Here is a 13,792-nt window from a genome sequence, read left to right on the forward strand (position 1 = left end):
GCAAAGCAGCGGAGTGACACGGAATGGGTGGCCCCCGGCGGATGTCCGCCGGGGGCCACCCGCCGGTGGGCCCGGTGTCGGCCGTCAGGGCCTTTCACGCCGGTCCGGGCGGCAGCGTTCCGTACGACCGCGGGCGGAGTCCGCACGGCCGCGGGCAGCCGGAGCGCTCCGCGCGTCTCACGCGGCCTTGGACAGGGTGGAACGGTCCGCCGGACGGGTGTGCCGGACGGCTGCCGCCGGGGCGGTCACGGTCCCCCGGCCCTCGTGGCGCGGCCACAGGAGGAGGGCGCCGACGGCTCCCGTCGCGGCGAGGGCCGCGAGGACGGACCAGGTGAGGACGTAGCCTCCGGTCGTACCGAGCCAGCCCGCGATGGGGTAGGTGATCAGCCAGGCCAGGTGCGACAGGGAGAACTGGGCCGCGAAGACCTCGGGAATCGCGTTCCGTCCGGCGGCGGAGCGCAGGACCTTGCCGGTCGGTGTGATGACCATGGCCATGCCGACGCCGATCACGGTCCAGACGAGCGCCGTACCGGTCCAGGTGGTGAGACCGGCCGCGACGAGGGTCACCGCGGCGGCCGTGCCGCCGACGAGGACCCCGGCGCCGCTCGTCATGACGGTGCGGGCGGACATCCGGTCGAGCGCGCGGGGCAGTGCGAGGGCGGCCAGGAGGGTTCCGGTGCCGGAGGCGGCGAGCATCCAGGCGACGTCCGACTGCGTGCCGCCGAGTTCGTCGCGGACGTAGTTGACGGTGTTGACGACGACGATCGAGCCCGCCGCCGCGACCACGAGGTTGAGCGCCAGCACGCCACGCAGCCGCGGTGTCCGCAGGAAGGTCCTGACGCCCGCCGCCGCCTTGTCCCAGGCCCTGGTGTGGGTACTGGGGCGGGCGTCGGGGATGCGTGTCGACAGGACGAGCAGGGCGGAGGCGAGGAATCCGGCGGAGGTGCCGAGGAACAGCCGGTCGAAGCTCATGAACGTCAGGGCGACGGCCGCCAGTACGGGGCTGAGCAGGCTCTCCATGGTGGAGGCGACCTGGGAGGCGGAGAGGGCCCGGGTGTAGTCGGACTCGTCGGTGACGATGTCGGGGATGACGGCCTGGAACGTCGGGGTGAACGCCGCGGAGGCGGCCTGGAGCAGCGCGATCAGGACGTAGATGTGCCAGACCTCGGTGACCAGCGGCAGTGCCAGGACCACCGCGCCCCGGATCACGTCGAGGAGGGTCAGGAACGTTCTTCTGGGGAGCCGGTCGACGTACGCGGCGGCCAGTGGGGCGATGACCACGTACAGGACCATCTTGATGGTCAGGGCTGTGCCGAGGACCATGGCGGCGCGCGGGCCCGCGAGGTCGTAGGCGACCAGCCCGAGGGCCACGGTGGTCAGCCCGGTGCCGAACAGGGCGATGACCTGGGCGGCGAACAGACGCCGGTAGTCGCGGACGGCGAACAGACGCATGGCGGTTTCCTTCCGTGTCCATGCGGCGGGGCTCGGCCCCGCAGCGGAGGCCGGATCAGTGGTGCGCGTGGCCGGAGCGACGGTGGCCAGGGTGTGCGGCCGGGGGCTCCGCGGCCGGGCGGGGGGTGGCCGCGGCGGTACCGGTCCGTACCGTGAACCCGGCGGTCCGGACGGTGTCCTCGTGCTGGAAGTCCAGGTAGAGGCGGTAGGTCCCGGCCGAGGGCGCGGCTGCCGTGAAGACGATGCCGGGTCCCGGCGCGGTGGTGCCGTCACCGGGCTCCCCGGCCGGGTGGACATGGAGATAGCCCAGGTCGCCGACGCGGAGTGCCACCAGATGTCCATACGCGGCCAGATAGGGCTGCAAGTCGGTGACGGGGCGGCCGTCCCGGCTGACGGTGAGGGTCAGCTCGCTCGCCTCGCCGGGCAGGAGGCCGCCGTCGAGTGTCACGGTGTACGCGCCGACGCGAGCGGTCCCGGTGGCCTCGGGAAGCGGTCGCGGGTCGTACGGCCCGGCGACCGCGACATCGATCCCCAGGGTCAGGGTCCCGTCGTGCCCGGCCGGGTGGATGTCGGCGAAGAACCGCCAGTCCCCCGGCTCCAGGGCCAGTCCGACGCTCCAGGTGCCCTCCCCGTCCCGTACCGGGTGCACATGCTGGAATCCGGCCGTGTCCCGCCGGACGGCGATGAAGTGCAGTTCCTTCTCGTGCTCGGGGGTGAACGCGGTCACCGCCCGCCCGTCGGGGCCGGTCACGCGGAAGGTGACCGTCTGTACACCGGCGGTGAGGATCGTCGAGTCGAGTTCGAGGGTGTATCCGTGCTCGGAGACCGACAGACCGCCGGGCCGGGCTCCGCCGTGGCCCGCGTGGCCTCCATGGCCCGCGTGACCTTCGTGACCTCCATGGGTGCCGTGACCTCCATGGGTGCCGTGGCCCGTGTGACTCGTGTGGTCAACATGGCCGGCGCGGCCGGCGTGGTCGGCGTGGTCGTGGCCGGTGTGAACGCTCATGACAGCTCCCTCGGTGTGCTGTGCCTTCCGGCGCTGTCCGCCGGTGGCAACGATCAGAACGATATACCCCCCGGGGGTATTCCGGAAGCCTGTGGCGGATCTTCCACGGACGTCGGCACCGGGGCCCCGCGGCGAGCCGGATCAACCGATCGGCCGATGCCCCTTCGAGCGTGATGGGCATCGGGGAGGCCCGCCGCCCCGCCGCGGGTGGCCGGGAACCGGCCACCCGCGAAGCCCTCCGCATGACCGCGGCGGGCATCCCCAGGGCGGGCCGAGGGCCCATCGTCGAGGTCGGCGGCCTCCGTGAGGCGTACGGCGGCAGGACCGCCGTCGAGGACGTCCCGTTCACCGTCGAGGAGGGCGAGATCTTCGGTGTCCTCGGCCTGAACGGCGCGGGCAGGACCACCACGGTCGAGTGCGTCGCGGGTCTGCGCGTCCCCGACGCCGGCCGGGTCCGGGTCGCGGGACTCGACCCGGTCGCCGACCGCGCCGACGCCACCGGGGTCCTCGGCGTCCAGCTCCAGGAGAGTGCCCTCCAAACCAAGCTCACCACGCCCAACTCCTCCTCCAGGCAAGGGAGGCGGGCGTCGTCGAGGAGCGCGGACGGCCGGCGGCGGAGATCCACGACACCATCGCCCAGGGCATGACCGGCGTCATCGCCCAGCTCCAGGCCGTGTCCGGCACCTCCGACCCGGCGACGGCGCACGCACACATCGACCGCGCCACCGCCCTGGCCCGCCACAACCTGGGCGAGGCCACGGTGAAGACGCATCTGACGCACATCTACGGCAGGTCGGGCGCGAAGGACCGGGCCGCGGCGGTCACGATGGGTCACGAGAGGGGCATCCTCGGCCGGACCTGACGGCCGCCGGGACGGATCGGCTCACGGCGTCACGGTGGCGCGCTCCGCTCCGTACCGCCGGGACGAAACGTCAACCGTCGTCGTGCGCCATCCCCCGCGACGGCTGTTTCCCGCCGACGGCTGTGAGGGGTCCGGGACCGCCGACATAGGCTCCGGACATGAATCCCCGGATGACACAGCCCGCCTTCCATATGCCGTTCACCGCCCGGACCAACCCCCATCTGGAGCGGACCCGCCGCTGGCTGAGGCAGTGGGCCCACCGGATCGGGTTGTTGGACCCCGAGTACACCACCCCCTGGCCCGAGCAGTGGAGCGAACGGAAGTTCGAGGAGGCGGACTTCGCGCTGTGGACGGCGATGACGCACCCCGACATCGACGCGGACGAACTGAACCTGGTCACCGGCTGGCATGTGGCCCTGTGGTTCGTCGACGATCTCGCCCTCCCGCTGTTCGGGCGGATCGACGACCGCGCCGCCGCCCAGCGGCAGGTGGACCGTCTGCTGGAGTTCCTGCCGGTCGACGCCCTGCCCCGACCGCTGCTGGTGCCGCGGAACCCGGTGGAGCGGGCGTTCGCCGAGTTATGGCCCCGGACGGCGCCCTCGATGACACCGGTCTGGCGGCTGCGCTTCCGGGGTGACGTCGAGCGCTTCCTCAGGGGCGTGCTCCGGGAGATCGACCGGCCCGCGCACGAGAACGGGGAGGGGGCGGGGGGCCGGGCCGCCGACCCGATCGAGTATGTCCAGGACCGCCGGGAGTTCGGCGGGTTGCCCATGACCAGCACGCTCATGGAGCACGGACAGCAGGAGATCCCGGAGCACATCTACCGTCTGCGTTCCTTCCAGAGCGCCCTGCGCGCCTTCGCCGATGTCATCAGCCTGCACAACGACATCGTCTCCTACGAGCGCGAGATCGCCGAGGGCACCGTGGACAACAACGGCGTCGAGGTGCTGCGCAGGGCCCTGGGATGCGATCTCCAGCAGGCGACCACCGCCCTGAACGCCATGCTCACCGGTCGCGTCGACACCCTGCGGCACATGGTCGGCACCGAACTGCCCCGTGTTCTGGGGGACGAGCACCTGCCCGAGCGGCTCGCCGCCCGGATCACCGGATATCTGGAGACACTGACGACGGCCACCGCCGGGTCCTACGCCTGGCACGATCTGACCGGCCGCTTCCGTCAGTCCGCCGCCCCCGCGCGGACCCTCGTTCCGCACGGCCCCACCGGCTTCGGCACCTCGGCCGCCCGCCTCGCGCGGACCGCGTCCGGATAGCCGCCCGTGCCCTCCCGCTGTCGGCGGGCCCTCGTGACCGGTCGTCAGCGGCCCCGCCTCACGGCGGCGGTCCGCTGCCGGGACGCCTCGTAGAGGACGGCGGTCGCGGCGGTCGCCGCGTTCAGGGAGCTGGCCGCGCCGGTCATGGGGATGCCGACCATGGCATCGCACCGTTCCCGCCAGGCGCTGGACAGCCCTGATGTCTCGTTCCCCACCAGCAGCAGCACCGGCTGGGTGAGGTCGAAGTCGTAGACGTCCGCGTCGCCCTTCTCGTCGGTACCCACCAGGACGAGCGGCAGACCCGCGGCGCGCTGCCGTTCCACCCAGGTCATGACCTCGTCGGGGGCGGGCACCCGGACGGCGGGCAGGGAGAACAGCGAACCCGTTGTCGCCCGGACGCTCTTCGGGTCGTACAGATCGGCCGCGTGGCCCGTGACGATCATGCCGTGGGCGCCGAAGGCGTCCGCCGAGCGGATGACGCTGCCGATGTTGCCGGGGCTGGTGGGGCGGTCGAAGAGCACGCCCAGGAAGTCCGGCCCGACCTCGATCCGGTCCAGGCCGTCCGCGGGCATGCCGACGACGGCGATCAGCTCGGGTGCGCCCTCGGTCTTCCCGCCCAGGTCGGCGAGCAACTCGGGGGCCAGGGCGAACCGTTCGGCCCTGACGGTGCGCAGCAGTTCGCGTGCCCAGTCGGACAGCTTCCGGCGGTCGTCGTGGAGCAGCGCGTCGATGGGCCAGCCGTGTTCGACCGCGAGCGAGATCGGCCGTACGCCCTGGACCAGGAACGCGCGGAGGCTGCCCCGTTTCCTCCGATTGCCGAGCAGGGCCTCCCACTGCTGGAACCGGGCGTTGCGGGAGGTTATCCGCTGCACGGCCGACATGTGTCCTCCAAGGTGAGCCGATAGCCACGACGCGTTCCGGCCACAGCCGAAGTCCGTACCGGCGCCGCTCGAAGCCTAGCCGAGCACTCCGGCGGAGCACGTCAAGTGGCCTGTGAGGGAAGGGGGGGTGACGCGGACCGGGGCGGGCGGCGGTGCCGTGTGCGGGGTGTGTCCGGCGCGGGCGGCGGTGCGGCGTGAGGGGTGTGTCCGGCGGGGGCGGCGGCGCCGTGTGCGGGCCGCCGCCCCTGCTGCGTACCTGGTGGGCGGGGGTCAGTCCAGCAGGTCCTCGATGAGGTCGGCGGCGCGCGGGGTGCCGCCCTCGGCCCGTGCCCGGGCGCTCAGCAGTGCCGAGCGACGGGCGACCTCTCCATCGGTGACCAGGTCGTTCAGGGCCGTCCGCAGGGTTTCGGCGGTGGCTTCGGCGGTGTCGACGCGGCGGGCCACGCCCAGTTCCACGAGCCGGTCGGCGTTCAGGAACTGTTCGGCGGCCTGGGGCACGGCGATCATCGGGACGCCCGCGAGCAGTCCTTCGCCGCAGCCGCCCATACCGGCGTGGGTGACGAAGGCGTCCGCCTGCTCCAGGATCGCCCGCTGCGGGACCCAGGAGTGGATCTCGACGTTGGCGGGGACGGCGCCGAGTTCCCGGGGGTCGGTGTACCTGCCGATCTGGAGGACGACATGCCAGCCGGGCAGATCGCCGTAGGCCGCGAGGCACTGGCGGTAGAACTCCGGCCGGCGGGTGAACGCCGAGCCCAGGGAGATCAGCAGCACGTTCTCGGCGTCCGCCGGGCGGGTCCAGCCCGCGCCGCCGCCCGCGGTGCCCTCCCAGACGCCGTCGGCCGTCACATGCCCCGCGGTGTCCGCCGCCGCCTCGAAGCAGGGGCCGACGAAGGTCACCGTGTCGGTGTCGACCCGGTCGGCGTGCGGCTGCATCGCCCGGGTGATCAGGGCCAGGGCCCGCGACGGACGGCCGGGGAAGGCGTCCGGGTCGGTGGTGGACGCCCCGCAGTCGGCGAGCCACCGGGCGAACCTGGCCCGGTGGGCGTCGGCGCCCGGCAGCCGCCGGAGCGGGGCCGCCACCTCCTGGTCGTAGCCGTCCCAGGCCACGAACGTCGGGGACAGTTGCAGCAGGGGCCGGTCCTGCGTCTCGGCGAGGGCGCGCGCGGCGTAGCCGCCGATGTCGTACAGATACAGGTCCGCCGGGTCGTCCCGGTAGGCGGCCCGCAGTTGGGGCAGTGCCCGGACGGCGTTGTCGAGGAAGAGATCCATCACGGCGACGGGGTCCTCGGGCCAGTTGTTGTCGGCGACCGGCAGTACGGAGACGCACTCGACGAACTCGGCGCCGGTGGGCGCGATCAGCCCGGCCACCGCCGGGTCGTTGGCGTAGCTGACCCGGTGGCCGCGGGCCACCAGCTCGCGGATGACCGCGAGGCCCGGCAGGACATGGCTGACGGCGGGGATGCCGACCATCGCGATATGGGCACGGCGACGGGAACGGGAACGGGACATGGTCGATCAACTCACTTCGGCTCTGCGGCGAAAAGGGGACACGGCGGACCGGTGCGCCGCGCCCGGCTCCGCGAGAGCCGTGGACGCGGTCCGTGCACCGGGGTCCGCGGGAGGCGGGGCGCTGCCCCGGCCGTGTCAGCCGTAGAGCTGGTGGAAGATGAACATGTCCGGGACCCTAACCGCCCCCGGGCCCCGGGGCATCCCCTTTTCCGTCGGCGGCTGTACGGGCGCCGCCCGCGCGGGGCGTCCCGGTACGGGGGTCACCCCCGCACGGGGCGTCGTCCCGGTACGGGTGTCATCCGCGCGGGGCGGCCGGGGCCGCGGCCTCCAGTTCGTCGATGCTGCCCGACATGATCGTCCGTACCTGGTCGGTGATGTGCTCCGCGGGCCAGTCCCACCAGGCCACGGCGAGCAGCCGGGCGACGTCCTCCGCGCTGTACCGGGTCCGGATGAGCCGGGCCGGGTTGCCGCCGACGATCCCGTAGTCGGGCACGTCCGAGGTGACCACGGAGCCGGTGCCGATGATCGCGCCGTGGCCGATCCGCACGCCGGGCAGGACCGTCGTGCCGTGGCCGAACCAGACGTCGTTGCCGACGACGGTGTCCCCTCGGCCGGGCAGGCCGGTGAGCAGGTCGAAGTGGTCCGACCAGGAGCCGCCCATGGCGGGGAAGGGGAAGGTGGAGGGGCCGTCCATCCGGTGGTTGGCACCGTTCATGATGAACCGGACCCCGGTGCCCAGCGCGCAGAACTTGCCGATGATCAGCTTCTCGGGCCCGTAGTGGTAGAGCACATTGCGGGTCTCGAACGCGGTCGGGTCGTCCGGGTCGTCGTAGTAGGAGTACTCCCCGACCTCGATCAGCGGGGAGGTCACCAGCGGTCTGAGCAGCACCACCCGCGGTTGCTCGGGCATGGGGTGCAGGGCCGTCGGGTCGGCGGGCACAGGCATGGGGCGTTTCCCTCGTTTCCTCGTCGCTGTCCGGCACCGGGCCCGGTCCGCTCCGGGTCCGGTGTCCGGTGTCCGGTCCAGTCCGCTCCGGGTCCGGGTCCGGTCCGCTCCGGGTCCGGGTCCGGTCCGGTCCGGTCCGGTCCGGTCCGGTCCGGTCCGGTCCGGTCCATGATCGTCGCACTGCGCCCTCCGGGTACAGGCGTTTTCACCGGACCGCCGACCGGGGCGGCCCCCTGCCCCGCGTCCCGGTGTCCGCGCGCCGATACCCGCGCCGGGGCGCGGTCCCCGAGGGCCGGAACAGGCCCGTGCGCTCGCCGGATCAGGTGAGTTCCAAGCGGATGACTTTTGGTGTGCCCATGTCATAGGGCATGGTCTCATCAGCGGGTTCTCCCCACCGTTGAGAGGGACACGCATGACAAGCGACACCACCGAAGCCGAGTTGGAAGACCTTCTTCGACAGGCGCTGGACACCACGGGCACGGGCGCGAGCTGGACGACCGAAACGGACGAGATGTGGTGCCAGGTCACGCCCCGGTCCGGGAACCGGCGCGCACAGGGGTGGAAACTGCACGTGTCCGCCACGGTCACCTCCGCGCCGACGGTCCTCGCCCGAGCCCTGGACGTCCTGCTGCGGGAGAAGTCCGCGTTCAAGTTCGCCCGCTCGCTCGACCAGGTCGGCACACTCAACTCCCGCGCCACCCCCCGGGGGAACTCGGGCAAGTTCATCACCGTCTACCCCTGTTCGGACACCGGAGCGGCCCGGCTGGCACAGGAGCTGCACCGGGTCACGGCAGGGCTGCCGGGACCCCGCATCCTGTCCGACCAGCCCTACGCCGTACGCAGCCTGGTGCACTACCGCTACGGGTCCTTCGTCGGCCGGCGGCGGCTGTCGGAACAGGGCCTGCTGGTGTGGTTCATCGAGGACCCCGACGGCAATCCCGTCGAGGACAAGCGCACCGGCCAGTACTCCCCGCCGTCCTGGGCGGTCTCCCCGTTCCCCGCCCTCGTGCCCGCCCCGCCGCGCCCGGCGGACGCCGCGAGCGGCCCGGTGCTGCTCGGCGGTCGCTTCTCGGTACGGGAGGCGATCCGGCACACCAACAAGGGCGGTGTCTACCGGGGCACGGACGTCCACACGGGCGCCCCTGTGGTGATCAAGGAGACCCGGCCGCATGTGGAGGCCGACGCCTCCGGCGGCGATGTCCGCGACTGGCTGCGTGCCGAGGCCCGCACGCTGGAGAAGCTCAGGGGCACCGGGCTGGCTCCGGAGCCGCTGGCGCTCTTCGAGCACGGCGGGCATCTGTTCCTGGCGCAGGAGGAGGTGCCGGGCGTCCCGCTGCGCACCTGGGTCGCCGAGCACTTCCGCGACGCCGGGGGCGAGCGGTACGGCGCCGACGCGCCGGAGCAGGCCGTACGGCTGGTGGAGCTGGTCGCGGCGGCCCATGCCCACGGCTGTGTCCTGCGGGACTTCACCCCGGGCAATGTCATGGTCCGCCCGGACGGCGAACTGCGCCTCATCGATCTGGAACTCGCCGCTCTGACGGATGGAACGGCCCTGCCGACCCGGGTGGGCACACCCTGTTTCAGCGCCCCCGAACGCCTGGTCGACGCCCCCGTCTCGCCGACGGCCGACTACTACAGCCTCGGCGCCACCATCTGTTTCGTCCTGGCCGGGAAGGTGCCGAACCTGCTGCCCGAGAAGCCCGCCGACCGCAGCGCGGAGCGGCGGCTCGCCGACTGGCTGGCCGCGTGTACCGGGCCGCTCCGGCTGCCGGACGCGGTGGTGGACATGGTCCTCGGACTGATGAGGGACGATCCCGCAGAGCGCTGGGACCCGGGCCGGGCCCGCGCGGCCCTGCGCGAGGCGTACCCGGCGCGGGACGGCGAAGGGCAGGATCACGGACCGCCGCATCGCGCGGCGCCGGAGCACGGAGCGCCGTCGCCCAGTACACCCGTCCCCGGCACACCCGTCCGCCAAGCGCCCGTCCGCCAAGCGCCCTTCCACGAGGTGCGGGACGACGAGCTGCGGGACACCATCGCCGGGATCGTGGACCACCTCGTCGACTCGATGACCCCGGAGGACGACCGGCGGCTGTGGCCCGTGTCCACCATGGCGGGGGAGACCGACCCCTGTACCGTGCAGCAGGGCGCGGCCGGTGTCCTGGCCGTCCTGACGCGGTACGGCGAACTCACCGGAGATCCCCGCCTGCCCGACCTGATCTCCACCGCGGGCCACTGGATCGCGGACCGCACCGACACCCGTTCCGTCCGCCCCGGGCTGCACTTCGGCGGCCGGGGAACCGCCTGGGCCCTGTACGACGCCGGACGGGCCGTCGGCGACCGGGGGCTCGTCGAACACGCGCTGGCCCTGGCGCTGGCACCGCAGCACGCCACACCCAGCCATGACATCACCCACGGCACCGCGGGCAGCGGACTCGCCGCCCTCCATCTCTGGTCCCGCACCGGCGATCCGCGCCTCGCCGAACGGGTCGTCGACGCGGCCGGCCGGCTGGCCGCCGCCGCGCAGCACGGCCCGTTCGGGGTGAGCTGGCCGGTTCCCGCCGAAGCCGTCTCCGAGGAGACCGGCAAGCGCTATCTCGGCTTCGCCCACGGGCTCGCGGGCATCGGCTGCTTCCTCCTCGGCGCCTCGGCCCTCTCGGGCTGCGGCGAACACCGGGAGCTGGCCGTGCGGGCCGGGGAGCACCTGCTCTCGGAGGTGGTCCTCGTCGGTGGGGAGGCCCAGTGGCCCACGCAGGCCGGGGACGCGCCCACGGCTGCGTACTGGTGCCACGGCACGGCGGGCATCGGCGCCTTCCTCATCCGGCTGTGGCAGGTCACCGGCGACGACAGATTCGGTGACCTCGCCCGCCGCGGGACGCGCGCCGTCACGGAACGCGCCTCCCGCGCCCCTGTCAGCCAGTGCCACGGCCTGGCGGGCAACGGCGACTTCCTGCTGGACGTCGCCGACGCCACGGGCGAGCCCGTCCACCGCGCCAGGGCCGGGCAGCTCGCCCGCCTCATTCTCGCCGAACGAGCCCACCGCGACGGCCATGTCGTCTTCCCCAACGAGTACGGGGAGACATCGACGGGCTGGAGCGACGGGGCCGCCGGAATCCTGGCCTTCCTGCTCAGGTTCCGCCACGCAGACCCCCGGCACTGGATGGTCCAGTTGCCGGTTTGAGCGGCGGGAATCCCTGCCGCTCGTATCAAGAGAAGGAGAGAACCATGGAGAACCACGACCTCGACCTGCTGGCCCGCCTGCACGCCCTGCCGGAGACGGACCCGGTCGGTGTCGACGGCGAGGCGTTCGCCAACACCTGCGCCTGCGTCGGTCTGCTGACCCTCCTCAACAGCGTCTGCATCGGCATCACCTGCTGAAGGTAGACACCATCCGGTCGGCAGCTCCCCTGGACAGCCGCCGGCCGGATGGCCCACCCCGTTCCCACCCCGCTCGCCCGCTCGCGCCCCGTCCCACGCCTCTGTCCCCGGCCCCCCGCTCCTGCCCCGTCCCGCGCCTCTGTCCCCGGCCCCGTGCTCGTGCCCGGTCCCGGGCCCGTGTCCGCCGCCGATCCCCTGCCCGCTCCCGAGCCCATCCCCGGCCGCGCTCCTGAACGGGGGCGGGCGTCGCAGATACCGCAGACATCGCAGACGAGGACCAGACCCATGCAGCCACCCGCCGGTGACGACGTGCCCACCCGAACGTCCCGCACACCGCGAGCGCCCCGCCCGCCGACCGCCCGCGCCGCCCCGCACCCCCCGGCGCACCCCGCTCCCGAGCAGGCGCCCGCCATCTGCGCGCGCGGTCTGGTCAAGAGCTACCCGGGCCCCGAGGGCACCACCACGTACGCCGTGCACGGCCTGGACCTGGATGTGTACCAGGGGGAGACCTTCGCCTTCCTCGGCCCGAACGGCGCCGGGAAGTCCACCACCATCGCCCTGCTGTGCGCCCTGGCCCGCCCCACCGCCGGGCGGGCCACGGTGGCGGGCGCCGATGTGCTCACCCGGTCCCGGAGGGTCAGGGAGCAGGTCGGCCTGCTCTTCCAGCACAGCGCCCTGGACCCGGACCTGACCGTCGAACAGAACCTCCACATCCACGCGCGTCTCTACGGGATGCGACGGGGCCGCGCCCGGCTGCGCGCGGCGGAGGTGCTGGAGACCGCCGGGCTGACCGACCGCCGCCACGCCCCCGTACGCACCCTGTCGGGCGGTATGCGGCGCCGTCTGGAGATCGCCCGCGGACTGCTGCACGCCCCCCGTGTGCTGTTCCTGGACGAGCCCACCACCGGGCTCGACCCGCATGCCCGCGCCCAGGTCTGGGAGCACCTGCGCACCCTGCGCGACCGCGACGGCAGCACGCTCTTCGTCACCACCCACTATCTGGAGGAGGCGGAGAACTGCGACCGCATCGCCATCATCGACCGCGGCCGTCTGGTGGCGCAGGGCACGCCCCGCGCGCTGAAGGCCGCCATCGGGGACGACCGGGTCACGCTGCGCACCAGCGACGACATGACGGCGCGGCAGGTCGTGCACCGGAGGGCACCGACGGCCCGCGCCGTCGCGGTGGACACCGGCGGGATCTGTCTGCGGGTGCCCGACGGCAGTGTCTGGGTCCCCCGTCTCTGCGCGGCGCTGGAGGGCCACGGCATCGCCGTGCACGCCGCTTCCGCGACCCCGCCCACACTCGACGACGTCTTCTTCCACCACACCGGCCGCAGCCTCCACACCGTCCGCCCGCCCGGCCGGGCAGCGGCGGCCGACCCGCCCCCGTTCACCACCGGAACCGGAGCCGGAACCGGAGCCGGAGCCGGGAACGGAACCGGGAACGGGAACGGCGGCGGAGCCGGAGCCGGAGCCGGAGCCGGTAAGGGCGGTGGCCCGGGGAACGACGGCAGTGGCAGCGGAACGATGGCGGAGACCGGCGGCGGACGATGACCGCGCCCGCCCACCCGGCCCGGGGCGGCTCCCCCGGTGAACGGCCGACCCGGCTGCGGCACGAACTGCGCGCGATCCACGCCCTGGTCCACCGCGATCTGCTGCGCCTGGCGGGCCAGCGCGTCCACACCGCGCTGACGCTGCTCCACCCCGTGCTCTACCTCCTCATCCTCGGCGGCGGGCTGGCCTCCCTCATCCCCGCCGCCTCCCTGGGCGTCGGCTACCAGACCTATCTCTTCCCGGGCATGCTGATGATGACGGTGCAGACCCCGGCCATCCTGGTCGGCATCCGTCTGATCACCGACCGGGAGAGCGGCTATCTGCGGGAACTGCTGATGGCCCCGGTCAGCCGCTCCACCCTGCTGCTGGGGAGCTGCGCCGGGGGCACCCTGGTCGCCGCCGCGCAGGGCGCCGTCCTGCTCGCCCTCGTCGGAGCGGTCGGCCTGCCCTACGACCCGCTGCTGCTCGGGCTGCTGCTCGCGGGCATGCTCCTGACCTCGTTCACCATCACCGCCCTGGCCCTGGCCGTGGCCGTGGGCCTGCGCAGGGCCGAGACATTCCATGTACTCCTCGGCATGGTCATGATGCCGCTGCTCTTTCTCTCCGGCGGCTTCTTCCCGCTGGACGCCCTGCCCGGGTGGGCCCAGCCGCTCGCCGCCGTCAATCCGCTCGCCCACGGGGTGGACCTGCTCCACCGCTGCATCGCCCTGCGGGTGCCGGAGCATCTGGCCGTCGGCGGCATCACCTGGGGCGGCTGGCGGCCACCCGCGCTCCTCGAAGCCGCCCTGCTCCTGACCGCCGGTGCGGTGGCGCTGCTGTGGGCGGCCCGGCGCTTCGGCCGCCCGGAGTGACGGGGCGGCCCGGCGCGGGGCCCGCGCCGGGCGGGCCGGTGCGTGCTCCAGGTGGCTGATCGGGCGGCACCCCTTGAGTGAGGTT

General features: G+C 73.3%; 10 protein-coding genes and 2 pseudogenes. 7 read left to right on the forward strand and 5 right to left on the reverse strand.

All coding sequences use genetic code 11. The annotated features are described in order from the left end of the window. Nucleotides 1-177: 177 nt before the first annotated feature. On the reverse strand, nt 178-1,452 hold the full coding sequence (locus CRV15_RS31135) for an MFS transporter (protein WP_003955198.1): 1,275 nt from the start codon (nt 1,450-1,452) through the stop codon (nt 178-180). 55 nt (nt 1,453-1,507) lie between these two features. Beyond that, nucleotides 1,508-2,458 carry a hypothetical protein gene (locus tag CRV15_RS31140; protein WP_003955200.1) on the reverse strand — a complete coding sequence of 317 codons (951 nt, stop codon included), beginning with the start codon at nt 2,456-2,458 and terminating at the stop codon, nt 1,508-1,510. 242 nt (nt 2,459-2,700) lie between these two features. Between CRV15_RS31140 and CRV15_RS31145 the strand changes: the two are divergent. The 3 genes and pseudogenes from CRV15_RS31145 to CRV15_RS31155 form a co-directional block, all read left to right on the forward strand. Beyond that, nucleotides 2,701-3,009 (forward strand): annotated as a pseudogene (locus CRV15_RS31145) (ATP-binding cassette domain-containing protein); the annotation flags it as partial. Beyond that, nucleotides 2,997-3,230, forward strand: a pseudogene (locus CRV15_RS37130) (histidine kinase); the annotation flags it as partial. The pseudogenes CRV15_RS31145 and CRV15_RS37130, both read left to right, overlap by 13 nt. 260 nt (nt 3,231-3,490) lie before the next feature. Continuing rightward, nucleotides 3,491-4,591, forward strand: a complete 1,101-nt coding sequence (locus CRV15_RS31155) for a terpene synthase family protein (RefSeq protein ID WP_009999215.1) — start codon at nt 3,491-3,493, stop codon at nt 4,589-4,591. A gap of 44 nt (nt 4,592-4,635) precedes the next feature. Here CRV15_RS31155 and CRV15_RS31160 read toward each other — a convergent pair whose 3' ends face one another. The 3 genes from CRV15_RS31160 to CRV15_RS31170 all read right to left on the reverse strand — a co-directional run bounded on the left by CRV15_RS31160 (nt 4,636) and on the right by CRV15_RS31170 (nt 7,927). Next, complete coding sequence (locus CRV15_RS31160) at nt 4,636-5,472, reverse strand: RNA methyltransferase (RefSeq protein ID WP_003955206.1); 837 nt, start codon at nt 5,470-5,472, stop codon at nt 4,636-4,638. Between the two features lie 270 nt (nt 5,473-5,742). After that, on the reverse strand, nt 5,743-6,981 hold the full coding sequence (locus tag CRV15_RS31165; protein WP_003955207.1) for a macrolide family glycosyltransferase: 1,239 nt from the start codon (nt 6,979-6,981) through the stop codon (nt 5,743-5,745). 295 nt (nt 6,982-7,276) lie between these two features. Next, entirely contained in the window at nt 7,277-7,927 is a 651-nt protein-coding gene (locus CRV15_RS31170; RefSeq protein WP_003963201.1) for a CatB-related O-acetyltransferase, read from the reverse strand. Between the two features lie 412 nt (nt 7,928-8,339). On the opposite strand from CRV15_RS31170, the gene lanL reads away from it, so the two are divergent. From lanL to CRV15_RS31185, 4 genes are all read left to right on the forward strand, one after another. Then, nucleotides 8,340-11,105: a class IV lanthionine synthetase LanL gene (lanL, locus tag CRV15_RS31175; RefSeq protein WP_003955211.1), complete on the forward strand. Its 2,766-nt coding sequence runs from the start codon at nt 8,340-8,342 to the stop codon at nt 11,103-11,105. 44 nt (nt 11,106-11,149) lie between these two features. Further along, a complete protein-coding gene (locus tag CRV15_RS36145; protein WP_009999218.1) occupies nt 11,150-11,302 on the forward strand; it encodes a VenA family class IV lanthipeptide in 153 nt (50 codons plus the stop codon). 285 nt (nt 11,303-11,587) lie between these two features. After that, the gene (locus CRV15_RS31180) at nt 11,588-12,856 is read left to right on the forward strand and encodes an ABC transporter ATP-binding protein (protein ID WP_003963202.1); all 1,269 of its coding nucleotides are present in this window, start codon (nt 11,588-11,590) and stop codon (nt 12,854-12,856) included. After that, nucleotides 12,853-13,707 (forward strand): ABC transporter permease, encoded by an 855-nt coding sequence (locus CRV15_RS31185; protein WP_003955215.1) that lies wholly within the window; start codon nt 12,853-12,855, stop codon nt 13,705-13,707. The genes CRV15_RS31180 and CRV15_RS31185 overlap by 4 nt, the downstream gene beginning before the upstream one ends. Nucleotides 13,708-13,792 lie beyond the last annotated feature (85 nt).

The sequence above is a fragment of the Streptomyces clavuligerus genome, from assembly GCF_005519465.1.
In the GTDB taxonomy this organism is placed as follows: domain Bacteria; phylum Actinomycetota; class Actinomycetes; order Streptomycetales; family Streptomycetaceae; genus Streptomyces; species Streptomyces clavuligerus.